This window comes from Pseudomonas sp. PSB11 (assembly GCF_014596605.1).
Classification (GTDB): domain Bacteria; phylum Pseudomonadota; class Gammaproteobacteria; order Pseudomonadales; family Pseudomonadaceae; genus Aquipseudomonas; species Aquipseudomonas umsongensis.
Genome location: NZ_NOIO01000031.1, coordinates 1 through 24,637 on the forward strand (window position 1 = coordinate 1; position 24,637 = coordinate 24,637).

Genomic DNA, 24,637 nt, shown 5'->3' on the forward strand with positions numbered 1-24,637 from the left:
AACTGGCGCGGGATCGCACTGAGCAGGTGGGCTAAACGGGTGCTGGTAAACATGAGCCAAAATCGAGTCTGAAAAATCCGATTATGACTGACGGCCGCCAACAGCAAGGGGGAGCAAGCTCCCCCTTTGGTTTTTACCGGACACTAGTGACGCAGAGCGTGGGAACGATCGTCACGGTCAGCCCTTGAACACTTCATCCAACAGGTTGTGCATCGAGGTGAACGCGCGTGCGGCGACCTTGGCGTCGTACATCATCATGCCCGGCACGTTGGCGTGCGGATCGGTGAACGAGTGGAACGCACCGCCGTAGCTCAGCAGTTGCCAATCCACGCCAGCCGCGTTCATTTCATCTTCAAACGCGGGTAGCTGTTCTTTAGGCACCAATGGATCGGAAGCGCCATGCAGTACCAGCACCTTGCCCTTGATGTTTTTCGCATCGGCCGGATTCGGTGTATCCAGCGTGCCGTGGAACGAGACAGCCGCTTTCACAGGCGCACCCGTACGGGCGAGTTCCAGCGCGCAGCAGCCACCGAAACAGAAACCGAACGTGGCCAGTTTCGACGTATCGACAGCGACCTCACCCTGGCTTTGCAATTGCTCGAACGCCACTTGCATGCGCTTGCGCAGCAGCGGCCGGTCATTCTTGAGCGGCATCATTGCCGCACCTGCCTCATCATTGTTCCGTGGGCGCACCGATTGGCCGTAGAGGTCCGCGATCAGCACCACATAGCCCTTGGCCGCGACCGATTTGGCGATCTCCTCGGCACCGGCACCCACGCCCATCCAGTTCGGCGCCATCAACAAACCCGGACGCGGCCCCTTGTGGTCAGCGTCGAAGGCCAGGCGGCTTTCGTACGGCTGGCCGTCAATCTGATAAGCAACAGAACGTACAGTGATTTGGCTCATATCTGACTCCTGATTATTTAAACACCAGAATGAAAAAACCCGCCGAAGCGGGTTTTTCTACAACGCCGTTAAGCCGACAGCTCAACCAGCAGCTTGTTCAGGCGGCGCACATAGGCCGCCGGGTCTTTCAAGCTGTCGCCGGCCGCCAGGGCCGCCTGATCGAAGAGGATGTGCGACAGATCGCCGAAGCGCTCGTCGCTCTGCTCGCTGTCGAGCTTCTCGATCAGTGGGTGAGCCGGGTTGAATTCGAAGATCGGCTTCGAATCCGGAACCTTCTGCCCGCTGGCTTCGAGGATCTGACGCATCTGCAGGCCCAGGTCCTGCTCGCCGATGGCCAGGATCGCCGGGGAATCGGTCAGGCGATGGGATACCCGTACTTCAGCAACGGATTCGCCCAGTGCAGTCTTCAGACGCTCAACCAGGCCTTCTTTGGACTTGGCGACTTCTTCAGCGGCTTTCTTGTCCTCTTCCGAGTCCAGGTTGCCGAGGTCCAGGTCACCGCGTGCCACGTCGACAAAGCCCTTTCCGTCGAATTCGCTCAGGTAGCTCATCAGCCACTCGTCGATACGATCGGTCAGCAACAGCACTTCGATGCCTTTCTTGCGGAAGACTTCCAGGTGCGGGCTGTTCTTGACTTGCGCGTAGGTTTCGCCGGTCAGGTAGTAGATCTTGTCCTGACCTTCCTTGGCGCGTGCCAGGTACTCAGTCAGGCCGACAACCTGTTCGCCGTCATCACCATTGGTCGAGGCAAAACGCAGCAAGCCAGCGATTTTTTCTTTGTTGGCGAAGTCTTCTGCCGGGCCTTCTTTCATGACCTGGCCGAAGTTTTTCCAGAAGCCCTTGTATTGCTCTGGATCGTTCTTCGCCAGCTTTTCCAGCATGTCCAGCACGCGCTTGGTCAGTGCCGACTTCATGGAGTCGATGATCGGGTCTTTCTGCAGGATTTCCCGCGACACGTTCAGCGACAGGTCATTGGAGTCCACCACGCCCTTGATGAAGCGCAGGTACAGCGGCAGGAAGGACTCGGCCTGATCCATGACGAACACGCGCTGCACGTACAGCTTCAGGCCTTTCGGCGCTTCACGCTGGTACAGGTCGAATGGAGCACGGGCCGGCACGTACAACAGCGAGCTGTATTCCAGCTTGCCTTCGACCTTGTTGTGGCTCCAGCTCAGCGGGTTTTCGAAGTCGTGGGCGATGTGCTTGTAGAATTCCTGGTATTCCTCGTCCTTGATCTCGGTACGCGGACGGGTCCACAGGGCGCTGGCGCGGTTGACGGTTTCCCATTCAACGGCAGGCTTCTCCTCACCCTCGACAGCTGCCACTTCTTTGGGCAACTCGATCGGCAAGGCGATGTGGTCGGAATACTTCTTGATGATGTTACGCAGGCGCCAGCCATCGGCGAACTCGTCTTCACCGGATTTCAGGTGCAGGACGATACGGGTACCGCGCTCGGCCTTGTCGATGGTCGCGACTTCGAAATCGCCCTCACCTTTGGACGACCAGTGCACGCCTTCGCTGGCATCGCTGCCGGCACGACGGCTGTACACATCGACTTTGTCGGCGACGATGAAGGCCGAGTAGAAGCCGACACCGAACTGACCGATCAGGTGCGAGTCTTTCTTCTGGTCGCCCGTCAGGTGCTTCATGAAGTCGGCGGTACCGGATTTGGCGATGGTGCCCAAGTGGGTGATCGCGTCTTCGCGGCTCATGCCGATGCCGTTGTCTTCGAGGGTGACGGTCTTGGCGTCCTTGTCGAAGCTCACACGGATTTTCAGTTCAGCGCCGCCTTCGAGCAATTGCGGCTTGGCCAGCGCTTCGAAACGTAATTTGTCTACAGCGTCAGAGGCGTTCGAGATCAGTTCGCGAAGGAAAATTTCCTTGTTGGAATACAGCGAATGGATCATGAGGTGCAGCAGTTGCTTCACCTCGGTCTGGAAGCCCAGGGTTTCCTTTTGAGTTTCCACACTCATGGTCATCAAACTCCAATCAGATGGCATAAGCCGCGACCATGAGGGTCGGCGGCGGGTTGTCATCAGAGTTGGGGGCTCCATTCAGGATTTCAAGGGCTCATCGAGTTTGAAATGCGCCCGTGCCGTGGCAATGGGTTCGGATTCGGTGCTTTGCCACGCGGTCACCGCCACGTTGGCGACCCGGCGTCCCTGACGACAGACCTGGCAGCGGGCCCAGGTATCGCGAAACTGCCCGGCGCGCAGGTAATCGAGGGAGAAGTCGATGATTTTCGGCACGCCCGGCGAACCGGTGGCCACCAACAGGTGCAGCGCGGCGGACAGCTCCATGAAACCGGCGATCACGCCGCCATGGATGGCCGGCAATAACGGGTTACCTATGTTGTCCTTGTTGGCCGGCAGGCGAAACAACAACTCATCCCCCACCCGCGAGCATTCGACACCGATCAAACTGGCGTAGGGAATCAGGCTCAACAACGGGGCGTACTCTCCCCGCTCATGGGCCAGTTGCACTTGCTCCTTGAAAGACTCACTCATGCCGCACCTCCGGCGATGACGCCACCAAAACCCTTGGTGCCTTTGATGCCCTTGCCCATGCGCATGAAAGTGCCCACGACATGGGCAATGGGCTGTTCGGGATCATCCTGATAGGCAAAGCCTCGGGCAAAGATCACATCAGTGGTCACCCGATAGCATTGCGCGAAACCGTAGACATCCTTGTGCGGCTCGGCGGCGTGCATGTAGTCGATGCGCAAGTCGAGGGTGGGGCAAACTTCAAACTCCGGGAGCACGCAGAGGGTAGACATGCCGCAAGCGGTGTCCATCAACGTGGTCAGGACGCCGCCGTGAATCACGCCCGTCAGGGGATTGCCGACGATCTGCGGGCTATAAGGCAGCACCACTGTGAGCCCGTCGGCAGTGGCGCTGTGAACTCGTAATCCGAGCACCTGGCAATGTCGTAGCGCCGACAAAAATCGTGTTGCACGCTCAAAAACGGGATTTTCAGCCATTTGATAAAGACTCTTGTTTACAGCGCTTCAGTGAAGTCGGGGCCCAGGTAAAAGTTCCGCGTTAGAACAAACTTATATATCTCTGGGATTTGAGGAACTTAACCCTGATGGCTGTGCTCTTAAGGCCAGATAGATAATTTCCACAAGGAGAAACACCCCATGCGTAAGACTTTAGCTATTGCCTTGATGTTGACCGCTTCCCTCGGTCTCGCTGCCTGCGATAAAAAATCCGAGGACAAAGCTCAAGATGCCACCAAACATGCTGAGCAAGCGCAGCAAGACATGAACAAAGCTCAGGATAAAGTGAACGACGCGGCGAAAGAAAACGCCGAAGCTGCCAAAGCTCAGGCTGAATCGAACGCAGCAGCACAAGAAGAAGCTGCCAAGAAGCAATAAGCCGCTTCTCGCGATAAAAGAAAACCCGCCAAGTGCGGGTTTTCTTTTATCGGCGATTGACCCGTTAGAGCAAAATCGTTCGAAAAGTCGGACTGATCATCAACAACAACGAGCAGATCAAACCCACCAGCCAAACCAGACTTCGCTGCCAGGCCAGGTCCTTCCAATAGCACACCAGATAGATCACCCGCGCTACCACAAAGATAATCGCCAGCCAATCGATGAGCCATCCCGCTGTTTGCGTGGTGTGGGCCATCAACACGCCCACCGCAAACAATATGAAGGCTTCGAAGCTGTTCTGATGGGCCGCCACCGCGCGCGCGCCCAGGCCTGTAAGTTGCGCCTGTTGTTGGCGCGGCAGGTGGTTGTTGTAACCCCCCTGCTCTTTCATCGCCGTGGTCACGGGCATGCGCGCCACGTAAATCAGCACGGCACTGATAAATACGCACCAGAATGGAATACTCATCAAGCGGCCTCTTTGTTCACCTCGGGCAACGGTGCCTCTGTAGGGGTATAGACCATGACATCGAGAACGTCGGAGTGAAACTCACGGCGGTACAGTACAAACACGACGCCGGCACTCATCAACATGAACAGCCAGGGGCTGACGAACCAGGCCAGCATGGTCATGCCGAAATAGTAGGAACGCAGGCCGAAGTTGAACTGGTTGGCGGCCATGGAGATAACCCGGGCAGCACGGTTGGCAAAGGCTTTGCGCTCCAGCTCCGACACATGTCGCTCACCCACCATGGGCGCAGAGCCCACCAGGATGGCCGCGAAGTTGTACTGGCGCATGCACCAGCTGAAGGTAAAGAACGCGTAGACGAACACCAGTGCCAGGCACAACAACTTGATCTCGGACATCCCCTGGGACGCCTGTTGCACCATCGGGATATCCGCCAGCAACGACACCGCCCTTTCCGACGCCCCAAGCACCGTGAGAATACCGGCCAGGATAATCAGGGTACTGGAGGCAAAGAACGACGCATTGCGCTCCAGGTTGCCGATCACGCTGGCATCGGCGATGCGGTTGTCACGCAGCAGCATGCGGCGCATCCAGTCTTCGCGATACAGATGCAGCACGCTGGCCAGGCAGGCCGTATCTCGGCCTTTCCAGGTCGCATAGCGGGTGTAGCCGCCCCAGCAGATGACGAACCAGATGGCAGCGAGGATGTGAATCAGGTTGGCTTGGATGAACGACATGCAGGTCCTTGTGATGTAGTAGCAGGAACACCGTACCCTTTGTAGGAGCGAGCATGCTCGCGAAGGTCGCGAAGGTCGCGAACTATGGCGCGTGTTTACTGAATACACGCGTTGCTCTCAGGTTTTTCGCGAGCATGCTCGCTCCTACAGGGGATTGCGCAGTCTTTCGACGTTAGCGCAGAAGAAAAGACACCGCATCACCCCATAAAAAAATGCCCCGTATCGATTGATACGGGGCATTTCTGCGTTGTTTACAGGCCCGCTTGTGACGGGCCGGTAAAGCTTAAGCCAGCGCTTCTTCGCGCTTGCCCAGCAGACGGTCGCAAACCACCGCGACCACCAGGGTCATCACCGAGGGCACCAGCCATGCCAGGCCCTGCTCGCTCAACGGCAAGTGAGCCAACTGAGACGGCATCCAATCCGCCAGACCCGCACCCTTGAGCGCGTCGATCAGGCCAAAGATGAACGACACCAGCATCACCGGGCCGACAATGCGCCCTTGTTCATGCCAGAAGTCCTTGCAGAAGCTCAGGGCCACCAAGGCGATGCACGGCGGGTAGATCGCGGTCAGGACCGGGATCGAGAACGCGATCAGCTTGGTCAGGCCCAGATTGGACACCAGCAGCGAGAACGCCGCGAGGATGATCACCAGCGTCTTGTAGGACAGTGGCAGCACACGGCTGAAGTATTCGGCACAGGCGCAGGTCAGGCCGACAGCCGTTACCAGGCACGCCAGGGAAATCAGCACCGCAAGGAATCCGCTGCCCAGGGAACCGAAGGTGTGTTGTACGTAGGCGTGCAAGACCGCCGCGCCGTTGGTAGCGCCAGCCGCCACTTCATGGCTGCCCGAGCCCAGGCGGAACAGGCTGATGTACACCAAAGCCAGGCCCACGCCAGCGATCAAGCCGGCAATGATCGCGTAGCGGGTGATCAGCGCTGGCGACTCGACGCCGCGCGAGCGAATGGCATTGACGATCACGATACCGAACACCAGTGCACCGAGGGTGTCCATGGTCAGGTAACCATTGATGAACCCCTGGGAAAACGGCGCCGCCACGTACTCAGGCGTTGCATGGCCGATATCACCGGCAGGCAACGCGAACGCAGCAATGCCGAGCGCGGCCAACGCGATGATCTTCAGCGGTGCGAGGAAACGTCCGACGGTGTCCAGCAGACGGCCCGGATAGAGCGAAATGAAGAACACCACCAGGAAGTACACCGAGCTGTAGAGCAACAACGCCAGTGGGCTTTCGCCGGTCAGGGGTGCCAGGCCGACTTCAAAGGATACGGTAGCGGTACGCGGCGTGGCGAACAGCGGGCCGACAGCGAGGTAGCAGGCTGCTGCCAGCAAGCCACCGGCGATCTTGCCAATCGGGCTGCTCAGCGCATCCATGGCGCCACCGACCTTGGCCAGGGCAACGACAGTGACTACGGGTAGACCGACTGCGGTGATGAGGAAGCCCAGTGCCGCCATCCAGACATGAGGCCCGGACTGCAAACCGACGATAGGCGGGAAGATGATGTTGCCAGCCCCGACGAACAGGGCAAACGTCATAAAACCAAGTGCCAGGATATCCTGGCCTTTCAACACTTTCATTAAGGAAATACCACACTACTGAATCGGAATTTAGAGAGGGATTTCCCTATGGGTGAGGGAAATGCTGTCGGTCCGTATGGGGCCAACCCTTTAAGCGCGTTGCAGCCTTGTGGGCGCGGACGCAAAAATGGCGCGTAGCCTAACGAATTTGGGCGACAAACGCACTGTTTGAGGGCGAACTATCCGATACACGACGTTTCCATGTCGCGTTTACATACTTAATTTTCCTGCCCCGACCCTGTGGCGAGGGGATTCATCCCCGTTGGACCGCAAAGCGGTCCCAGAACTGTCACATTCGGTGTATCAGAAATACCGCGTTGCTGATTTCACGACTGCTGCGCAGCCGAACGGGGATGAATCCCCTCGCCACAAAAACCCAGCACACATCTCAAACCCCGGAAACGACAAAGGCCACCCGAAGGTGGCCTTTGTTTGGTGAAGCGTCAGCTAAGCGCGAGGCTTACTTGACAGCCCAACCGGTCAGCTCGGCCAGGGCCTTGCCGATGTCTGCCAGCGAACGCACGGTTTTAACGCCTGCGTCTTGCAGAGCAGCGAATTTCTCGTCTGCAGTGCCTTTGCCGCCAGAGATGATTGCGCCAGCATGGCCCATGCGCTTGCCCGGAGGAGCAGTTACACCAGCGATGTAGGAAACAACCGGCTTGGTCACGTGTGCCTTGATGTAGGCAGCCGCTTCTTCTTCAGCCGAACCGCCGATCTCACCGATCATCACGATCGCTTCGGTCTTCGGGTCTTCCTGGAACAGCTTCAGGATGTCGATGAAGTTCGAACCCGGGATCGGGTCACCACCGATGCCGACGCAAGTCGACTGACCGAAACCGGCGTCAGTAGTTTGCTTCACAGCTTCGTAGGTCAGGGTGCCGGAACGGGAAACGATACCGACCTTGCCTGGCAAGTGAATGTGACCTGGCATGATGCCGATCTTGCATTCGCCTGGGGTGATCACGCCTGGGCAGTTAGGGCCGATCAGGACTACGCCCAGTTCGTCGCACTTAACTTTAGCGTCCAGCATGTCCAGGGTAGGAATGCCTTCGGTGATGCACACGATCAGCTTGATGCCGCCGAAAGCAGCTTCCAGGATCGAGTCCTTGCAGAAAGGAGCCGGAACGTAGATCACGCTGGCGGTGGCGCCAGTGGCCGCTACGGCGTCTTTCACGGTGTTGAACACTGGCAGGCCCAGGTGCTCGGTGCCGCCTTTGCCTGGAGTTACACCACCAACCATCTTGGTGCCGTACTCGATGGCTTGCTGGGTGTGGAAACTACCTTGCGAACCGGTAATACCCTGGCAGATAACTTTGGTGTCTTTATTGATCAGGACGCTCATTATTTGCCCTCCGCAGCTTTGACAACTTGTTGAGCAGCGTCGGTCAGGCTGGTAGCAGCGATGATGTTCAAACCGCTTTCTGCCAGTACTTTAGCGCCCAGCTCAGCGTTGTTGCCTTCAAGGCGAACAACAACCGGGATTTTCACGCCGACTTCTTTCACTGCACCGATGATGCCTTCGGCAATCATGTCGCAACGAACGATGCCGCCGAAGATGTTAACCAGTACTGCAGCGACGTTGGTGTCGGACAGAATGATCTTGAACGCTTCGGTAACGCGTTCTTTGGTAGCACCGCCGCCCACGTCGAGGAAGTTGGCTGGCTTGCCGCCATGCAGGTTGACGATGTCCATGGTACCCATGGCCAGGCCAGCACCGTTGACCATGCAACCGATGTTGCCTTCCAGTGCTACGTAGTTCAGTTCGAACTTGGCAGCGTGCGCTTCGCGCGGATCGTCTTGCGACGGATCGTGGAAAGTCTTCAGCTTAGGCTGACGGTACATGGCGTTGGCGTCGATGTTGATCTTGGCGTCCAGGCAGTGCAGATCGCCGTCAGCCTTGATCACCAGCGGGTTCACTTCCAGCAGGGCCAGGTCGTGATCCTTGAACAGCTTGGCCAGGCCAACGAAGATCTTGGCGAACTGAGCAACCTGCTTGCCTTCCAGACCCAGCTGGAATGCCAGCTCGCGACCCTGGAATGGCTGAGCGCCAACCAGTGGATCGATAGTGGCTTTCAGAATTTTTTCTGGAGTGTCGTGAGCGATTTTCTCGATGTCCACGCCACCTTCGGTGGAAGCCATGAACACGATGCGACGGCTCGAACGGTCAACGACAGCGCCCAGGTACAGCTCTTTAGCGATATCAGTGCACGATTCAACCAGGATCTTGGTGACTGGCTGACCATTGGCGTCAGTCTGGTAAGTCACCAGACGCTTGCCCAGCCACTGCTGTGCGAATGCTTTAGCGTCTTCTTTGCTGCGAACCAGCTTAACGCCGCCCGCTTTACCGCGACCACCGGCGTGGACCTGGGCTTTGACAACCCACTCGCTGCCGCCGATCTTGTCGCAAGCTTCTGCTGCTGCTTCCGGGGTGTCTACCGCGTAACCGGTGGAAACTGGCAGGCCGTATTCAGCGAACAGCTGCTTACCCTGATACTCGTGAAGATTCATGCTTATTACCGTCTTCGTTAGGTACTGCGCATTCGGTGCTGCACTCATTCAAGTGCCGCACCACCTGTGACTGCTGCTTGCATGGCCTTTCCGGACAACCGGTGCAGCCATGCAAGGCTGCGTCCAGCGGATATTCCGCGGTGAGTCTTGCATGCAAGGCTCACGACGGGCCACTCCGCCGTGGTTTCTTATTGTCTTTTCAGACATGTGAAAACTGCTGCGCTCGGAAATACTGCGTTAAAAACAGGTTCAAAATGCTCATTGACTGACGTCAACTCCGCTTTCTCACCTGTTTTTGCCTTGTCTTTCCGTCGCTCGCGACGTTTTCACATAGCCTTCAACGCTTCTTGCGGTTGGCGATGTGGATGGCGCCGCCATTCACTGCCAAAGCAGCTTCGTGCAAGGCTTCAGACAGGGTCGGATGGGAGAAAACCATCATGCCCAGGTCTTCAGCGCTGGTGCCGAATTCCATACCGATCGCACCCTGCTGAACCAGTTCGGCAGCGCTTGGGCCAATCACGTGGACGCCCAATACGCGGTCTGTCTTGGCATCTGCGATGACCTTGACGAAACCACCGGTGTCGTTGGCAGCCATGGCACGGCCGGAGGCTGCGAACGGGAAGGTGCCGACGTTAACTTCAACGCCTTCAGCTTTCAAGGCCTGCTCGGTTTTACCAACCCACGCGATTTCCGGGTGAGTATAAATAACCGAAGGGATCAAATCATAGTTCATCTGGGCCTTGTGGCCCTTGATGCGCTCGACAACCATGATGCCTTCTTCCGACGCTTTGTGCGCCAGCATCATGCCGCGAACCACGTCACCAATGGCGTAGACGCCCGGTACGGTGGTGGCGCAGTGATCGTCGACGTGCACGAAACCGCGCTCGTCCAGGGTCACGCCGCAGTCGGCAGCCAGCAGATCAGTGGTCACCGGGCGGCGACCAACGGCTACGATCAGCTTGTCGAAAGTGATGTTCTGCTCGCCGTTGGCATCGGTGTAGTTCACCACGACTTCGTCGCCGTTCACTTTGGAGCCGGTCACGCGAGCGCCCAGCTTGATGTCCAGGCCCTGCTTGGTCAGGGTTTTCAGCGCTTCCTTGGAAACGGCTGCGTCAGCGGCCATCAGGAAGGTGTCCAGGGCTTCCAGGACAGTCACTTCTGCGCCCAGACGCGACCAGACCGAACCCAGCTCCAGACCGATCACGCCAGCGCCGATCACGCCCAGGCGTTTTGGTACGGATTGGAATTCCAGGGCGCCGGTGGAATCGACGATCACATTCTGGTCGACCGGAGCCGGTGGAATGTCGATCGGACGCGAGCCTGGTGCCAGGATCACGTTCTCGGCTTCGATGACTTCTACCGAACCGTCAGGCTTGGTGACTTCAACTTTCTTGCCGGCCAGCAGCTTGCCGTGACCCTGGATGGAGGTCACACCGTTGGCTTTGAACAGGGTAGCAACACCGGAGGTCAGGCCTTTGACGATGGTGGCTTTACGGCCGACCATTGCTGGCACGTCCATGGTCACGCCAGCGTGGTTGATACCGTGGATCGCGAAGCCTTCTTTGGCTTCCTTGTACTTCCAGGAGCTGTCCAGCAGCGCCTTGGACGGAATGCAGCCGACGTTCAGGCAAGTACCGCCCAGAGCCAGTTTGTCATCCTTGTCGGTGTACTTCTCGATGCAGGCAGTGCTGAGGCCCAACTGAGCGGCCTTGATGGCAGCTACGTAGCCGCCAGGGCCCGCGCCGATCACTACTACGTCAAATTTCTGCGACATTCAAAAAATCCTCTTTAGCGAAAAGCTTGAAGCCGCAAGCGACAAGCCAGGCTGCGGGTTTTCCGACAGCCTGGGCTTGCAGCTCGCGACTGCTTCTATCAGATATCCAGCAACAGACGAGCCGGATCTTCCAGCAGGTTCTTGATGGTCACCAGGAAAGTCACAGCTTCTTTGCCATCGATCAGACGGTGATCGTAGGACAGGGCCAGGTACATCATCGGACGGATAACGACCTGGCCGTTGATGGCCATAGGACGCTGGATGATGTTGTGCATGCCCAGGATGGCTGCTTGTGGCGGGTTGACGATCGGGGTCGACATCATCGAACCGAAGGTACCGCCGTTGGTGATGGTGAAGGTACCACCGGTCATTTCGTCCATCGACAGTTTGCCGTCGCGGGCTTTCTTGCCGAAGGTAGCGATGCCGCCTTCGATTTCAGCCAGGCTCATCAGCTCGGCGTTACGCAGAACCGGAACAACCAGGCCGCGATCGCTGGAAACTGCAACGCCGACGTCAGCGTAGCCGTGGTAAACGATGTCAGCGCCGTCGATCGAGGCGTTGACAGCCGGGAAGCGTTTCAGCGCTTCGGTGGCCGCTTTCACGAAGAACGACATGAAGCCCAGGCGCACGCCGTTGTGGGACTTCTCGAACAGATCCTTGTACTTCGAACGCAGCGCCATGACTTCGGTCATGTCGACTTCGTTGAAAGTGGTCAGCATCGCCATGTTCGACTGGGCTTCGACCAGACGCTTGGCAACGGTGGCCCGCACGCGGGTCATCGGTACGCGCTTCTCGATGCGATCGCCGGCAGCGAACACCGGAGCAGCAGCGGCAGGTGCGGCAGCCTTGGCAGGCGCGGCAGCCGGAGCGGCTTTCTTGGCAGCAACGGCTGCAACCACGTCTTCCTTGGTCACGCGACCGCCTTTGCCAGTGCCGGCAACGGAAGCGATGTTGATGCCGTTTTCTTCAGCCAGCTTACGCGCAGCCGGTGCAGCAACAGGATCGTCTTCGCCTTCGGCGGACGGGGCAGCAGCCTGGGCAGCGGCGGCAGGTGCCGCAGCAGCTGGAGCGGCAGCAGCGCCGCCCGCTTCGATGGAGCCCAGGACTTCGTCGGACAGAACGGTGTCGCCTTCGTTCTTGACGATAGCGCCCAGCACGCCGTCAGCGGTAGCCAACACTTCGAGTACGACTTTATCGGTTTCGATGTCGACGATCAGTTCGTCGCGCTTGACCGCGTCGCCCGGTTTTTTGTGCCAGGTGGCAACGGTGCCATCGGCAACCGATTCCGGGAAAGTGGGGGCTTTGATCTCGATAGCCATTATCTGTGGTTCCTTAAATTCGGTTTCAGGTGCGCGAAGGCGTTAAACAGTAAAGGCGTCTTGCAGCAGTTGTTCCTGCTGTTCGGCGTGCATCGATGCGTAACCGCATGCCGGTGCAGCAGAAGCCTCGCGGCCCGCGTACTCAAGTACGAGAGACTTGTTGAGGTTGCTGATGCTGCGACGCATGTGGTGTTGGCTGCAGTACCAGGCACCCTGGTTCATCGGCTCTTCCTGGCACCAAACGGCATGCTTGGCGTTGGTGTAGGGAGCCAGGACTTCTTTCAAGTCGTCCTCAGGGAATGGGTACAGCTGCTCGATACGCACGATGGCGATATCGTCACGGCCTTCGGCACGGCGTTTTTCCAGCAGGTCGTAGTAGACCTTGCCGCTACACAGGACAACGCGCTCGACCTTTTTCGGGTCTTGGGCGTCGATTTCCGGGATAACGGTCTGGAAGGAACCTTCGGCCAGATCTTCCAGGGTCGAGATGGCCAGCTTGTGGCGCAGCAGCGACTTCGGAGTCAGGACTACCAGAGGCTTGCGCAGCGGGCGAATCACCTGACGGCGCAGCAAGTGGTAGATCTGTGCCGGCGTCGTTGGCATGCACACCTGGATGTTGTGCTCGGCGCACAGCTGCAGGTAACGCTCCAGACGAGCCGAGGAGTGCTCCGGCCCCTGACCTTCATAACCGTGCGGCAGCAGCATGGTCAGACCGCACAGACGGCCCCACTTGTGCTCGCCACTGGTGATGAACTGGTCGATTACAACCTGGGCGCCGTTGGCGAAGTCGCCAAACTGGGCTTCCCAGATAACCAGCGCGTTCGGCGTGGTGGTCGAGTAACCGTACTCGAACGCCAGTACCGCTTCTTCGGACAGGAACGAGTCGTACAGGTCGAAGCGTGGCTGACCGTCGTACAGGTTCTGCAACGGGATGTAGGTGCCCGCGTCCTTCTGGTTGTGCAACACGGCATGACGGTGCGAGAACGTACCGCGGCCGATGTCCTGGCCGGTCATGCGGATCGGGTGACCTTCGAACGCCAGGGTCGCGTACGCCATGGTTTCGGCGTAACCCCAGTTGATCGGCAGGCCGCCGGCTTGCATCTTCTGACGGTCTTCGTAGATCTTGGCAACCTGGCGCTGAACCACGAAGCCTTCCGGAATTTCCAGCAGCTTGGCGGACAGTTCCTGCAAGGTCTTCAGGTCGAAGCGCGTGTCGTGACGCGCGGTCCAGGCGTGGCCCAGATACGGACGCCAGTCCACGAACAGCTCTTTGTTCGGTTCCTTGACCAGCGATTTCACGACGTGCAGGCCGTTGTCCAGCGCGTTGCGGTACTCGTCGACCTTAGCCTGGACACGTTCAGCGTCCAGTACACCGGCCTGGGTCAGACGATCGGCGTACAGCTCACGGGTGGTGCGCTGCTTGGTGATCTGCTGATACATGATCGGCTGGGTGCCGCTTGGCTCGTCGGCCTCGTTGTGGCCGCGACGACGGTAGCAGACCAGGTCGATCACCACGTCACGCTTGAACTGCATGCGGTAGTCGATGGCCAGCTGGGTCACGAACAACACGGCTTCCGGATCATCGCCATTCACATGGAGGATCGGCGCCTGGATCATCTTCGCGACGTCGGTGGCGTACTCGGTGGAACGCGAGTCCAGCGGGTTGCTGATGGTGAAACCGACCTGGTTGTTGATCACGATGTGCACGGTACCGCCGGTCTTGAAACCGCGGGTCTGCGACATCTGGAAGGTTTCCATCACCACGCCTTGACCGGCGAATGCCGCGTCACCGTGGATGGAGATCGGCAGGACTTTCTCACCGGTCAGGTCGTTACGACGATCCTGACGGGCGCGCACCGAACCCTCGACCACCGGGGAAACGATTTCCAGGTGGGACGGGTTGAACGCCATGGCCAGGTGAACTTCACCACCGGTGGTCATCACGTTGGACGAGAAACCCTGGTGGTATTTAACGTCACCGGAGCCCAGCTCGACCTTCTTCTTGCCTTCGAACTCGTCGAACAGCTCGCGCGGGTTCTTGCCGAAGGTGTTGACCAGGACGTTCAGACGGCCACGGTGGGCCATGCCGATGACGATTTCCTTGGTGCCGTAGGAACCGGAACGCTGGATCAGCTCGTCGAGCATCGGAATCAGGCTTTCGCCGCCTTCCAGGCCGAAACGCTTGGTACCCGGGTATTTGGTGCCCAGGTATTTTTCCAGGCCTTCACCGGCGGTCACGCGCTCGAGCAGGTGGCTCTTGATGTCGGCGGAGTACGTCGGACGACCACGCACGCTTTCCAGACGCTGCTGGAACCACTGGCGCTGCTCGGAATCGGTGATGTGCGTAAATTCAGCGCCGATGGTGCGGCAATATGTCTGCTGCAACGCTTCGTGAATTTCGCGTAGGCTCGCTTCCTCTTTGCCGATGAACAGGTCGCCGGCACGGAAGGTCGTATCAAGATCGGCATTGGTCAAGCCGTAATGATTGATCGACAGGTCTGCAGGTGCAGGACGCTGCCACAGCCCCAGCGGGTCAAGCTGGGCTGCCTGGTGGCCACGCATACGGTAGGCCTGGATCAATCGCAGCACTTCAACTTGCTTCTTCTCGTGCTCACTGCTCACGCTGCCGGCGGAAACCGGTTGGGCGCGGCGCTGGTTCTTTGCCAGCAAGACGAAATGATCGCGAATTGTGGAGTGCGAAACATCGGTGGCAGGGTTGCCGTCAGCAGGCAACTTCTGGAAGTAGGTGCGCCACTCTTCTGGCACAGCGTTAGGGTCGTGCAGGTAGAGCTCGTAGAGCTCTTCCACATAGGCAGCGTTACTACCGGATAGGTAGGCGCTGTTCCACATGCGCTGCATCACGCTTTCTTGCATGCTTGGTCACCCTCGGTTAGGGGAACACCACCGGTGTCGACACCGAGCAAACTTGCAGAAGTCCGAATGCAGCGACCAAAACAAGCCACTAGGATCACACTGATAGTCCGGGTACCAGCCCGGATGCCCCTGCTTGTCTCATTTCTTCAAAATAAGAGCCGCAGCCTTTTAAGCTGCTGCTCAGGTTAAAACTACGGCGCCGGTTGAAGCCTGCGCCGCAGCATCTACGGGTACAACGGGTACAGCAGCTGAATCACACGCCGCTGGAGAGCAGCATGTTACGGATGTGACCAATGGCCTTAGTCGGGTTCAGGCCTTTGGGACATACGTTGACGCAGTTCATGATCCCGCGGCAGCGGAATACGCTGAACGGGTCATCGAGCGAAGCCAGACGCTCGGACGTCTTGGTATCACGGCTGTCTGCCAGGAAGCGGTACGCTTGCAGCAGTGCAGCTGGACCCAGGAACTTGTCCGGGTTCCACCAGAAGGACGGGCACGAGGTCGAGCAGCAGGCGCACAGGATGCACTCGTACAGACCGTCGAGCTTTTCACGCTCTTCAGGGGACTGCAGACGCTCGATGGCCGGAGCCGGCGTGTCGTTCTGCAGGTAAGGCTTAACCTTTTCGTATTGCTTGTAGAAGATGCTCATATCGACGACCAGGTCACGGATAACCGGCAAACCTGGCAGAGGACGAACGATCAGCTTGTTACCTTTTACGACGGCGGACAGCGGCGTAACGCACGCCAGGCCGTTTTTGCCGTTGATGTTCATGCCGTCGGAACCGCAAACACCTTCACGGCAAGAGCGACGATAGGAGAAACCTTCGTCCTGCTCTTTGATCAGGGCCAGTACGTCCAGCACCATCAGGTCTTTACCACCGGTATCAACCTGGAATTCCTGCATGAACGGCGCAGCGTCCTGATCAGGGTTGTAACGATAAACACTGACTTGCAACATGGCGGCCACCCTTAATAAGTCCGAATCTTAGGTTCAAAAGTCGGAACCGTCTTCGGCGAGAAGTTCACGGCACGCTTGGCAACGCGCTTCTCACCCGGGAAGTACAAGGTGTGGCACAGCCAGTTTTCGTCGTCACGGTCTTCAAAGTCTTCACGGGCGTGAGCACCGCGGGACTCTTTACGTACTTCGGCGGCGATGGCGGTAGCTTCAGCCACTTCCAGCAGGTTCTGCAGTTCCAGAGCTTCGATACGCGCAGTGTTGAACGCCTGCGACTTGTCGTTGATCTTGACGTTGGCGATGCGCTTGCGCAGGTCAGCCAGCTGGGCAATACCCTTCTGCATGTATTCGCCGGTACGGAATACACCGAAGTAGTTCTGCATGCAGTTTTGCAGCTCGCGACGCAGGGTTGCCACGTCTTCGCCATCGGTACGCTCGTTCAGAGCGGCAAGGCGCGACAGGGCCGCAGTGATGTCGGCTTCGGTGGCGTCGTCGTACTCGATACCGTCGGTCAGCGCCTTTTCCAGGTGCAGGCCGGCAGCACGGCCGAAGACCACCAGGTCGAGCAGCGAGTTGCCGCCCAGGCGGTTGGCGCCGTGAACCGATACGCAAGCCACTTCGCCTACAGCGAACAGGCCCGGGATGATGGTGTCTACGCCGTCGGCGTCCTGGGTGATCGCCTGGCCATGAATGTTGGTGGCAACGCCGCCCATCATGTAGTGGCAGGTAGGAACAACCGGAACCGGAGCAACCACCGGGTCAACGTGCGCAAAAGTCTTCGACAGCTCGCAGATGCCTGGCAGACGGCTGTGCAGCACTTCCTCGCCCAGGTGGTCGAGCTTGAGCATCACGTGGTCGCCATTCGGACCGCAGCCGTTGCCGGCAATGATCTCTTTAACCATCGAACGAGCCACAACATCACGACCGGCAAGGTCCTTGGCGTTCGGAGCATAACGCTCCATGAAACGCTCGCCGTGCTTGTTGATCAGGTATCCACCTTCACCACGGCAACCTTCGGTCACCAGTACGCCGGCGCCGGCGATGCCAGTCGGGTGGAACTGCCACATTTCGATGTCTTGTACCGGTACGCCAGCACGCAGGGCCATGCCGACACCGTCGCCGGTGTTGATCAGGGCGTTGGTGGTGGACGCGTAGATACGACCTGCACCGCCAGTGGCCAGAACGGTAGCCTTGGCACGGATGTAGGTGGTTTCGCCGGTTTCGATGCAGATGGCGATAACGCCGACGAATTCGCCGGCCTGGTTTTTCACCAGGTCAACAGCGTAGTACTCGTTAAGGAACGTGGTACCGGCTTTCAGGTTGCCCTGATAAAGGGTGTGCAGCAGCGCGTGACCGGTACGGTCGGACGCAGCGCAGGTACGGGCAGCCTGGCCGCCTTTACCGTAGTCCTTGGACTGACCGCCGAACGGACGCTGGTAGATACGGCCGGTTTCGGTACGCGAGAACGGCAGACCCATGTGGTCCAGCTCGAAAACGGCGGCCGGGCCTTCCTGACACATGTATTCGATAGCGTCCTGGTCACCGATGTAGTCGGAACCCTTGACGGTATCGTACATGTGCCAGCGCCAGTCATCGTTCGGGTCAGCGGACGCGATGGCGCAGGTGATGCCGCCCTGGGCGGATACAGTGTGCGAACGGGTCGGGAAAACCTTGGTGATTACCGCAGTCTTGTGACCGCCTTGCGCCAGTTGCAGCGCTGCGCGCATGCCGGCACCGCCACCACCAATAATGATGGCGTCGAAAGAAATCGTTGGAATGTTAGCCATGAATCAGATACCCCAGAGAATCTGCACGCCCCAGACGAAGTAAGCGAACATCGCAACGCCGCATACTGCCTGGAAGAGGAAACGTATAGCCGTCGCGGACTTGCCGAACGCCATCGGCGTCAGGTAGTCGGTCGCGATGGTCCACATGCCGACCCAGGCGTGAGCGCCCAGAGCAACAAGGGCCAGCAGGCTGAAGATACGCATCCAGTTGTTGGCGAAGAGCGCGTGCCATTGGTCATAGCCAAGGCCCGGGTTCGCCGCGAGGTATCCGATCAGGAAAATGAAGTAAGCCGCGAGAACGACCGCAGACACACGTTGCGCCATCCAGTCATAGAGGCCCGAACGCGAGAGGTTCGTGACGTTAGTTACCATATCCAAACTCCTGCCAGAACGATTACCACCACGGAAACGGCGATAACGATTTTCGAGCCCAGCTTGCCGCCTTCCAGCGTCTCACCGATGCCCATGTCCATGATCAAGTGGCGCACACCGGCAACCAAGTGATACAGCAAGGCGGACAGGATGCCCCAAATCACTAGCTTGGCTAGCGGACTGGTCAGACACGCTTTCACCTCGCCGAAGCCTTCCTCGGAACTCAGCGACTTGTCCAATGCATAAAGCATGATGGCAAGGCACACGAAGAGGATGACACCGGAGATACGGTGAAGAATGGACGTGTAAGCAGTGACTGGGAGTTTGATGGTCCTTAGGTCTAGGTTTACAGGTCGTTGGCTTTTCACGGCTTTTTTTTCACACTGAAGAGCCCCTAACAATCAGGGCAAAGTTGTTGGGGAGTGCACTGGTCAGGTAACCACCACCCAGGGAGGCGACCCCCAATAACGCAAGCCCAAAAGCCCTTGGCGGTCGGTGGCCGAGTATAGACAGTTAGGCTACTAATGACAACGGACATACCTTCCCAAAACGGCGCATTGCGCAACACGTATAAAAGGCGTAAATGGCGGTCAATTTCGATAAAAAAGTAGGGTTAAAGCCTTCTGGAGCAAGACTTTAGGCAAATTGACATTCAAATTTATCTCACTATAGTGGTGCGGGCCCTGCGTGGGGGGTCTGTCTGATGATTTCAAGCATAAATAGGAGGCCACATGGCTGACAAAAAAGCGCAGTTGATCATCGAGGGCGCAGCCCCCGTCGAGCTGCCCATTTTAACCGGCACCGTTGGTCCCGATGTTATCGATGTTCGGGGCCTGACGGCCACGGGCCGCTTCACTTTCGACCCTGGTTTCATGTCGACCGCTTCCTGCGAGTCGAAGATCACCTATATCGACGGCGACAACGGCATCCTGCTGCACCGCGGCTACCCGATCGAACAGCTGGCTGAAAAGTCGGACTACCTGGAAACCTGCTACCTACTGCTCAACGGCGAACTGCCGACCGCAGAACAAAAGGCCCAGTTCGTCGGCACCGTGAAGAACCACACCATGGTTCACGAGCAGCTGAAGACCTTCTTCAACGGCTTCCGCCGTGACGCCCACCCGATGGCCGTCATGTGTGGTGTAGTCGGCGCCCTCTCGGCCTTCTACCACGACTCCCTGGACATCAATAACCCGCAGCATCGCGAAATCTCCGCGATCCGCCTGGTTGCCAAGATGCCAACCCTGGCCGCGATGGTTTACAAGTACTCCATGGGCCAACCCATGATGTACCCGCGCAACGACCTGTCGTACGCGGAAAACTTCCTGCACATGATGTTCAACACCCCGTGCGAGATCAAACCGATCAGCCCGGTACTCGCCAAGGCCATGGACCGGATCTTCATCCTCCATGCCGACCACGAGCAGAACGCGTCGACTTCCACCGTGCGCCTGGCGGGCTCCTCGGGTGCCAACCCGTTCGCCTGTATCGCTGCCGGCATCGCTGCACTGTGGGGCCCTGCCCACGGCGGTGCGAACGAAGCCGTACTGACCATGCTCGACGAAATTGGCGATGTCTCGAACATCGACAAGTTCATCGCCAAGGCCAAGGACAAGAACGATCCGTTCAAGCTGATGGGCTTCGGTCACCGCGTTTACAAAAACCGCGACCCTCGCGCCACAGTAATGAAGCAGACCTGCGACGAAGTACTGAAGGAACTGGGCATCCAGAACGATCCGCAACTCGAACTGGCCATGCGCCTGGAAGAGATCGCCCTGACCGACCCGTACTTCATCGAACGCTCGCTGTACCCGAACGTCGACTTCTACTCGGGGATCATCCTCAAGGCGATCGGCATTCCAACCAGCATGTTCACCGTGATCTTCGCCTTGGCGCGGACCGTGGGCTGGATCTCCCACTGGAAAGAAATGCTCTCCAGCCCGTACAAGATCGGCCGTCCGCGCCAGCTGTACACCGGCTACGAGTCGCGTGACATCACCAAGCTGGAAGACCGCAAGTAAGATCTGTCTTGCTGTAGCGTGTTGAGTTGTACCGGGAACGGCCTCTATATAGAGGCCGTTTTTGTCTGTGCCGATTTACTCTTTGATCGTGGACATATCCGTTTCTGCGGTAACGGCTGCTGGCGGTTTCGCCCTTACGGCGAGTCACTTGGAAAAGCCTGTAGGAGCGAGCATGCTCCGGGCGGCGTTCCGACGATGGTCGTCAACGATGACGAGGGCTATCTGAATGCCCGTGTTGTTCTGGCGTTTTTCGCGAGCATGCTCGCTCCTACAGGGCCCGCCGCGATGGGCCATCCATGGCCCAGCGCGGCTAAACCGGCATCCATGCCGGTTTACCCACTGCGCAGAACCGGAACGAAGCCTCTCGATGTGGCAAGAAAATCAAAAGCCAGATCAAGATCAAACGCAAAAGCGAGGCGGCCTGACAGCCGACCTGATTGCAGGTCTGACCACATTCCCCTGTGGAGTCGTCGTAAGGGCGAAACCATAAGTCACCGTTACCGCAGGAATGGATATGTACCCGGTTAACAAAAGATAGGTCGGCTGTAAGGCCGCCTTCGCAGACAAATCTCACGTCAAAAATGTCCGATAACCGCCCAAAAAAAATGCCCCAATCTCTCAATCGGGGCATTTCTATTTAAGCCAACAAACTTGAAGCCTTAGTGCGAAACCGCCCCGCTCGCCCCCAAACCAGTCTGCGAACGAACGAACTGCGGGAAGAACAGCGCCCGCTCGTTGTCAGCCGCGGTCGACTTGTCGGTGATCGAGAAGAACCAGATCCCGATAAAGGCAATGATCATCGAGAACAGTGCAGGGTACTCATACGGGAAGATCGCCTTCTCGTGATGCAGGATCTGCACCCAGATGGTTGGGCCAAGCACCATCAAGCCTACAGCGCTCACCAGGCCCATCCAGCCACCAATCATCGCGCCGCGAGTGGTCAGCTTTTTCCAGTACATGGAAAGCAGCAGCACCGGGAAGTTGCAGCTCGCCGCGATGGAGAACGCCAGGCCGACCATGAACGCGATGTTCTGGCTTTCGAAAAGGATACCCAGGCCGATCGCCAGCACCGCCAGGGCGATGGTGGTGATTTTCGACACGCGGATCTCGTCCTTCTCGTTGGCCTTGCCCTTCTTGATCACGCTGGCGTACAGGTCATGGGACACGGCCGAGGCACCGGCGAGGGTCAGGCCGGCCACCACTGCCAGGATGGTTGCGAACGCTACCGCCGAGATGAAGCCCAGGAAGATACTGCCACCGACCGCATTGGCCAGGTGCACCGCCGCCATGTTGTTACCGCCCAACAGCGCGCCAGCCGCATCCTTGAAGGCCGGGTTGGTGCTGACCAGCAGGATCGCGCCGAAGCCGATGATGAAGGTCAGGATGTAGAAATAGCCGATGAAGCCGGTTGCGTACAACACGCTCTTGCGCGCTTCTTTTGCGTCACTCACGGTGAAGAAGCGCATCAGGATGTGCGGCAGGCCAGCGGTACCGAACATCAGTGCCAGACCAAGGGAGAATGCCGAGACCGGATCTTTCACCAGGCCGCCCGGGCTCATGATCGCTTCACCTTTAGGGTGAACCTTGATCGCCTCGGAGAACAACATGTTGAAGTCGAAGTTGACGTGCTTCATCACCATCAGCGCCATGAAGGAAGCGCCGGACAGCAGCAACACAGCCTTGATGATCTGCACCCAGGTGGTCGCCAGCATGCCGCCGAACAGCACGTACATGCACATCAGGATACCGACCAGGATCACCGCAACGTGATAGTCGAGACCGAACAGCAGCTGGATCAGCTTGCCGGCACCGACCATTTGCGCGATCAGGTAGAACGCCACCACGACCAGCGAACCGCAAGCGGACAGCGAGCGGATCTGGGTTTGCCCAAGACGATAGGACGCCACGTCGGCAAAGGTGTATTTGCCCAGGTTGCGCAGGCGCTCGGCGATCAGGAACAGAATGATCGGCCAGCCCACCAGGAAGCCGATCGAGTAGATCAGGCCATCGTAGCCGGAGGTAAACACCAGCGCGGAAATACCCAGGAAGGACGCCGCCGACATGTAGTCACCGGCAATCGCCAGGCCGTTCTGGAAGCCGGTGATCTTGCCGCCCGCCGCGTAGTAGTCGGAGGCCGACTTGTTTTTCTTGGACGCCCAGTAGGTGATGCACAGGGTCGCGCCAACGAATGCGACGAACATCAGAATCGCAGACACGTTGAGCGGTTGTTTCTGCACGGCGCCAGTCAGGGCGTCAGCCGCCCAGGCGCCCGGTGCGAAGGCTGCGATGCTCAAGAGAGCCATTAGACGCCGGATCATTGCTGAGCCTCCTTGAGAATCGCATTGTTCAGGTCGTCGAATTCGCCATTGGCGCGTCGTACGTAGATCCCGGTCAGGACGAAGGCTGAAACAATCAGCCCGACACCGATCGGTATGCCCCAGGTAATCGATGACTCAGGGCTGATTTTCGCCCCCAGCACCTGCGGCCCGTAGGCAATCAAAAGGATGAATCCGGAGTAAAGCCCTAGCATGATCGCCGAAAGAATCCAGGCGAATCGTTCCCTCTTGCTAACCAGCTCCTTGAATCGCGGGCTGTTTTGAATCGAGAGGTAAATGCTGTCGTTCATTGTTTTTATCCTCGCAGCACAGATTTAGTTGGAACGGTATCCACTCTATGCGGCTGCGGGGCAGGTTCCAGACGACCTTAGTCTTAGAACCACGTGACGTATTCGCCAAAGTCCAGCAAGAATAAATAAATGTGGGAGCGAGCCTGCTCGCGAAAGCGTCAGATCAGTCGACATCTAGGTCAACTGACAGAACGCTTCGCGAGCAGGCTCGCTCCCACAGGGTACGGCGGTGCAGCTATTACTTGATCCAGTCAGCCACGCGCTCCGGGTGCTTGGCTACCCAATCCTTCGCCGCTGCCTCAGGCTTGGCACCTTCCTGAATCGCCAGCATGACTTCGCCGATTTCGTCTTTCGAAGCCCACTGGAAGTTCTTCAGGAACTTGGCCACTTCCGGTGCCTTGGTCGCCAGCTCTTTGCTGCCGATGCTGTTCACGGTTTCAGCCGCGCCGTACACGCCTTTCGGGTCTTCCAGGAAGCGCAGTTTCCACTTGGCGAACATCCAGTGCGGCACCCAGCCGGTCACAGCAATGGATTCGTTTTTCTTCTCGGCACGGGTCAGCTCGGCAATCATGCCGGCGCCGGAACTGGCCTTGAGTTGATAACCGGTCAGGTCGTAGTCCTTGATCGCCTGCTCGGTCTTGAGCATCACGCCTGAACCGGCGTCGATGCCAACGATGCGTTTTTTGAAGCTGTCATCGGTCTTCAGGTCTTCAAGCGACTTGGCCTTGACGTACTCCGGCACGATCAAGCCGATCTTGGCGTCCTTGAAGTTCGGACCGTAGTCGACGACCTGGTCCTTGTTCTTCGCCCAGTAATCGCCGTGGGTCACTGGCAGCCAGGCCGACAGCATGGCGTCGAGTTTCCCGGTGGCCACGCCCTGCCACATGATCCCGGTGGCGACGGCTTGCAGCTTCACGTCGTAATTCAGCTTCTGCTTGATCACCTCAGCGGCCACGTGAGTGGTAGCAACGCTGTCGGACCAGCCGTCAACGTAGCCGATGCTCAGGGTCTTGTTCTCGGCATTGGCGAATGTGGAGCCCATCGCAAGCACCAGAGCGGCACCTGCGCCTAAAAGTCGTCGCATCTTCATCGTTACTTCCCCGAAAGTGCTGCGCTCGACGGATGCCGAGTCGCGTCAACGTATAGTTATAGTGCACAGCGCCCCCATCACGCCCCACCGCAAACTCGTTCGATCATCAGTGGAGTACTGACAGTTGCGATCATCAACCTGACGCTATCGGCGACCTGCTCTGCCAGCGACCTCAAGGCAGCGAGAAACGACATCAGAACGCCATTAATCCCGCGCCAGACAACCGCGC

General features: G+C 58.3%; 21 protein-coding genes. 2 read left to right on the forward strand and 19 right to left on the reverse strand.

All coding sequences use genetic code 11. The annotated features are described in order from the left end of the window. Positions 1-177: 177 nt before the first annotated feature. The 4 genes from CGA21_RS25845 to CGA21_RS25860 form a co-directional block, all read right to left on the reverse strand. Positions 178-906 carry a dienelactone hydrolase family protein gene (locus CGA21_RS25845; protein ID WP_188265339.1) on the reverse strand — a complete coding sequence of 243 codons (729 nt, stop codon included), beginning with the start codon at positions 904-906 and terminating at the stop codon, positions 178-180. Between the two features lie 68 nt (positions 907-974). Continuing rightward, entirely contained in the window at positions 975-2,879 is a 1,905-nt protein-coding gene (htpG, locus tag CGA21_RS25850; RefSeq protein WP_110746630.1) for a molecular chaperone HtpG, read from the reverse strand. An 81-nt stretch (positions 2,880-2,960) separates the two neighbouring features. Continuing rightward, positions 2,961-3,413 (reverse strand): PaaI family thioesterase, encoded by a 453-nt coding sequence (locus CGA21_RS25855; protein WP_020799796.1) that lies wholly within the window; start codon positions 3,411-3,413, stop codon positions 2,961-2,963. Then, positions 3,410-3,886 carry a PaaI family thioesterase gene (locus CGA21_RS25860; protein ID WP_188265340.1) on the reverse strand — a complete coding sequence of 159 codons (477 nt, stop codon included), beginning with the start codon at positions 3,884-3,886 and terminating at the stop codon, positions 3,410-3,412. The genes CGA21_RS25855 and CGA21_RS25860 overlap by 4 nt, the downstream gene beginning before the upstream one ends. 159 nt (positions 3,887-4,045) lie before the next feature. On the opposite strand from CGA21_RS25860, the gene CGA21_RS25865 reads away from it, so the two are divergent. After that, positions 4,046-4,282 carry a hypothetical protein gene (locus CGA21_RS25865; RefSeq protein WP_033044611.1) on the forward strand — a complete coding sequence of 79 codons (237 nt, stop codon included), beginning with the start codon at positions 4,046-4,048 and terminating at the stop codon, positions 4,280-4,282. 64 nt (positions 4,283-4,346) lie between these two features. On the opposite strand, the gene CGA21_RS25870 is transcribed toward CGA21_RS25865, so the two are convergent. The 12 genes from CGA21_RS25870 to sdhC all read right to left on the reverse strand — a co-directional run bounded on the left by CGA21_RS25870 (position 4,347) and on the right by sdhC (position 19,039). After that, on the reverse strand, positions 4,347-4,748 hold the full coding sequence (locus tag CGA21_RS25870; protein WP_110746327.1) for an MAPEG family protein: 402 nt from the start codon (positions 4,746-4,748) through the stop codon (positions 4,347-4,349). Continuing rightward, the gene (locus tag CGA21_RS25875) at positions 4,748-5,485 is read right to left on the reverse strand and encodes a DUF599 domain-containing protein (RefSeq protein WP_110746325.1); all 738 of its coding nucleotides are present in this window, start codon (positions 5,483-5,485) and stop codon (positions 4,748-4,750) included. The genes CGA21_RS25870 and CGA21_RS25875 overlap by 1 nt, the downstream gene beginning before the upstream one ends. Positions 5,486-5,768: 283 nt before the next feature. Continuing rightward, on the reverse strand, positions 5,769-7,082 hold the full coding sequence (brnQ, locus tag CGA21_RS25880; RefSeq protein WP_188265341.1) for a branched-chain amino acid transport system II carrier protein: 1,314 nt from the start codon (positions 7,080-7,082) through the stop codon (positions 5,769-5,771). Positions 7,083-7,542: 460 nt separating this feature from the next. After that, positions 7,543-8,424, reverse strand: a complete 882-nt coding sequence (gene sucD / locus CGA21_RS25885) for a succinate--CoA ligase subunit alpha (RefSeq protein WP_007919877.1) — start codon at positions 8,422-8,424, stop codon at positions 7,543-7,545. After that, entirely contained in the window at positions 8,424-9,590 is a 1,167-nt protein-coding gene (gene sucC, locus CGA21_RS25890) for an ADP-forming succinate--CoA ligase subunit beta (RefSeq protein ID WP_007919879.1), read from the reverse strand. The genes sucD and sucC overlap by 1 nt, the downstream gene beginning before the upstream one ends. A gap of 337 nt (positions 9,591-9,927) precedes the next feature. Next, entirely contained in the window at positions 9,928-11,364 is a 1,437-nt protein-coding gene (gene lpdA / locus CGA21_RS25895) for a dihydrolipoyl dehydrogenase (RefSeq protein ID WP_020799802.1), read from the reverse strand. A gap of 98 nt (positions 11,365-11,462) precedes the next feature. Beyond that, on the reverse strand, positions 11,463-12,683 hold the full coding sequence (odhB, locus tag CGA21_RS25900) for a 2-oxoglutarate dehydrogenase complex dihydrolipoyllysine-residue succinyltransferase (protein WP_188265342.1): 1,221 nt from the start codon (positions 12,681-12,683) through the stop codon (positions 11,463-11,465). Positions 12,684-12,725: 42 nt separating this feature from the next. Next, positions 12,726-15,557 carry a 2-oxoglutarate dehydrogenase E1 component gene (locus tag CGA21_RS25905; protein WP_020799804.1) on the reverse strand — a complete coding sequence of 944 codons (2,832 nt, stop codon included), beginning with the start codon at positions 15,555-15,557 and terminating at the stop codon, positions 12,726-12,728. A 253-nt stretch (positions 15,558-15,810) separates the two neighbouring features. Beyond that, on the reverse strand, positions 15,811-16,515 hold the full coding sequence (locus tag CGA21_RS25910) for a succinate dehydrogenase iron-sulfur subunit (RefSeq protein WP_008063297.1): 705 nt from the start codon (positions 16,513-16,515) through the stop codon (positions 15,811-15,813). A gap of 11 nt (positions 16,516-16,526) precedes the next feature. Then, positions 16,527-18,299 (reverse strand): succinate dehydrogenase flavoprotein subunit, encoded by a 1,773-nt coding sequence (gene sdhA, locus CGA21_RS25915; protein WP_083348459.1) that lies wholly within the window; start codon positions 18,297-18,299, stop codon positions 16,527-16,529. Between the two features lie 3 nt (positions 18,300-18,302). Beyond that, positions 18,303-18,671, reverse strand: coding sequence for a succinate dehydrogenase, hydrophobic membrane anchor protein (sdhD, locus tag CGA21_RS25920; protein ID WP_020799806.1), 369 nt, complete (start codon positions 18,669-18,671; stop codon positions 18,303-18,305). Continuing rightward, positions 18,665-19,039 carry a succinate dehydrogenase, cytochrome b556 subunit gene (gene sdhC, locus CGA21_RS25925; RefSeq protein ID WP_042955706.1) on the reverse strand — a complete coding sequence of 125 codons (375 nt, stop codon included), beginning with the start codon at positions 19,037-19,039 and terminating at the stop codon, positions 18,665-18,667. The genes sdhD and sdhC overlap by 7 nt, the downstream gene beginning before the upstream one ends. 363 nt (positions 19,040-19,402) lie before the next feature. Here sdhC and gltA point away from each other — a divergent pair, with 363 nt between their 5' ends. Then, positions 19,403-20,692 carry a citrate synthase gene (gene gltA, locus CGA21_RS25930; protein ID WP_007959044.1) on the forward strand — a complete coding sequence of 430 codons (1,290 nt, stop codon included), beginning with the start codon at positions 19,403-19,405 and terminating at the stop codon, positions 20,690-20,692. Positions 20,693-21,351: 659 nt separating this feature from the next. Here gltA and CGA21_RS25935 read toward each other — a convergent pair. The 3 genes from CGA21_RS25935 to CGA21_RS25945 all read right to left on the reverse strand — a co-directional run bounded on the left by CGA21_RS25935 (position 21,352) and on the right by CGA21_RS25945 (position 24,408). Next, the gene (locus CGA21_RS25935; RefSeq protein ID WP_110746319.1) at positions 21,352-23,010 is read right to left on the reverse strand and encodes a cation acetate symporter; all 1,659 of its coding nucleotides are present in this window, start codon (positions 23,008-23,010) and stop codon (positions 21,352-21,354) included. After that, positions 23,007-23,318, reverse strand: a complete 312-nt coding sequence (locus CGA21_RS25940) for a DUF485 domain-containing protein (RefSeq protein ID WP_110746318.1) — start codon at positions 23,316-23,318, stop codon at positions 23,007-23,009. The genes CGA21_RS25935 and CGA21_RS25940 overlap by 4 nt, the downstream gene beginning before the upstream one ends. Before the next feature lie 238 nt (positions 23,319-23,556). After that, complete coding sequence (locus tag CGA21_RS25945) at positions 23,557-24,408, reverse strand: glycine betaine ABC transporter substrate-binding protein (protein WP_008061176.1); 852 nt, start codon at positions 24,406-24,408, stop codon at positions 23,557-23,559. Positions 24,409-24,637 lie beyond the last annotated feature (229 nt).

Excerpts from the sequence above, each read along its gene's own strand:
- CGA21_RS25845 (WP_188265339.1), bottom strand. The coding sequence starts at position 906 with ATGAGCCAAATCACTGTACGTTCTGTTGCTTATCAGATTGACGGCCAG.
- htpG (WP_110746630.1), bottom strand. The coding sequence starts at position 2,879 with ATGAGTGTGGAAACTCAAAAGGAAACCCTGGGCTTCCAGACCGAGGTG.
- CGA21_RS25855 (WP_020799796.1), bottom strand. The coding sequence starts at position 3,413 with ATGAGTGAGTCTTTCAAGGAGCAAGTGCAACTGGCCCATGAGCGGGGA.
- CGA21_RS25860 (WP_188265340.1), bottom strand. The coding sequence starts at position 3,886 with ATGGCTGAAAATCCCGTTTTTGAGCGTGCAACACGATTTTTGTCGGCG.
- CGA21_RS25865 (WP_033044611.1), top strand. The coding sequence starts at position 4,046 with ATGCGTAAGACTTTAGCTATTGCCTTGATGTTGACCGCTTCCCTCGGT.
- CGA21_RS25870 (WP_110746327.1), bottom strand. The coding sequence starts at position 4,748 with ATGAGTATTCCATTCTGGTGCGTATTTATCAGTGCCGTGCTGATTTAC.
- CGA21_RS25875 (WP_110746325.1), bottom strand. The coding sequence starts at position 5,485 with ATGTCGTTCATCCAAGCCAACCTGATTCACATCCTCGCTGCCATCTGG.
- brnQ (WP_188265341.1), bottom strand. The coding sequence starts at position 7,082 with ATGAAAGTGTTGAAAGGCCAGGATATCCTGGCACTTGGTTTTATGACG.
- sucD (WP_007919877.1), bottom strand. The coding sequence starts at position 8,424 with ATGAGCGTCCTGATCAATAAAGACACCAAAGTTATCTGCCAGGGTATT.
- sucC (WP_007919879.1), bottom strand. The coding sequence starts at position 9,590 with ATGAATCTTCACGAGTATCAGGGTAAGCAGCTGTTCGCTGAATACGGC.
- lpdA (WP_020799802.1), bottom strand. The coding sequence starts at position 11,364 with ATGTCGCAGAAATTTGACGTAGTAGTGATCGGCGCGGGCCCTGGCGGC.
- odhB (WP_188265342.1), bottom strand. The coding sequence starts at position 12,683 with ATGGCTATCGAGATCAAAGCCCCCACTTTCCCGGAATCGGTTGCCGAT.
- CGA21_RS25905 (WP_020799804.1), bottom strand. The coding sequence starts at position 15,557 with ATGCAAGAAAGCGTGATGCAGCGCATGTGGAACAGCGCCTACCTATCC.
- CGA21_RS25910 (WP_008063297.1), bottom strand. The coding sequence starts at position 16,515 with ATGTTGCAAGTCAGTGTTTATCGTTACAACCCTGATCAGGACGCTGCG.
- sdhA (WP_083348459.1), bottom strand. The coding sequence starts at position 18,299 with ATGGCTAACATTCCAACGATTTCTTTCGACGCCATCATTATTGGTGGT.
- sdhD (WP_020799806.1), bottom strand. The coding sequence starts at position 18,671 with ATGGTAACTAACGTCACGAACCTCTCGCGTTCGGGCCTCTATGACTGG.
- gltA (WP_007959044.1), top strand. The coding sequence starts at position 19,403 with ATGGCTGACAAAAAAGCGCAGTTGATCATCGAGGGCGCAGCCCCCGTC.
- CGA21_RS25935 (WP_110746319.1), bottom strand. The coding sequence starts at position 23,010 with ATGATCCGGCGTCTAATGGCTCTCTTGAGCATCGCAGCCTTCGCACCG.
- CGA21_RS25940 (WP_110746318.1), bottom strand. The coding sequence starts at position 23,318 with ATGAACGACAGCATTTACCTCTCGATTCAAAACAGCCCGCGATTCAAG.
- CGA21_RS25945 (WP_008061176.1), bottom strand. The coding sequence starts at position 24,408 with ATGAAGATGCGACGACTTTTAGGCGCAGGTGCCGCTCTGGTGCTTGCG.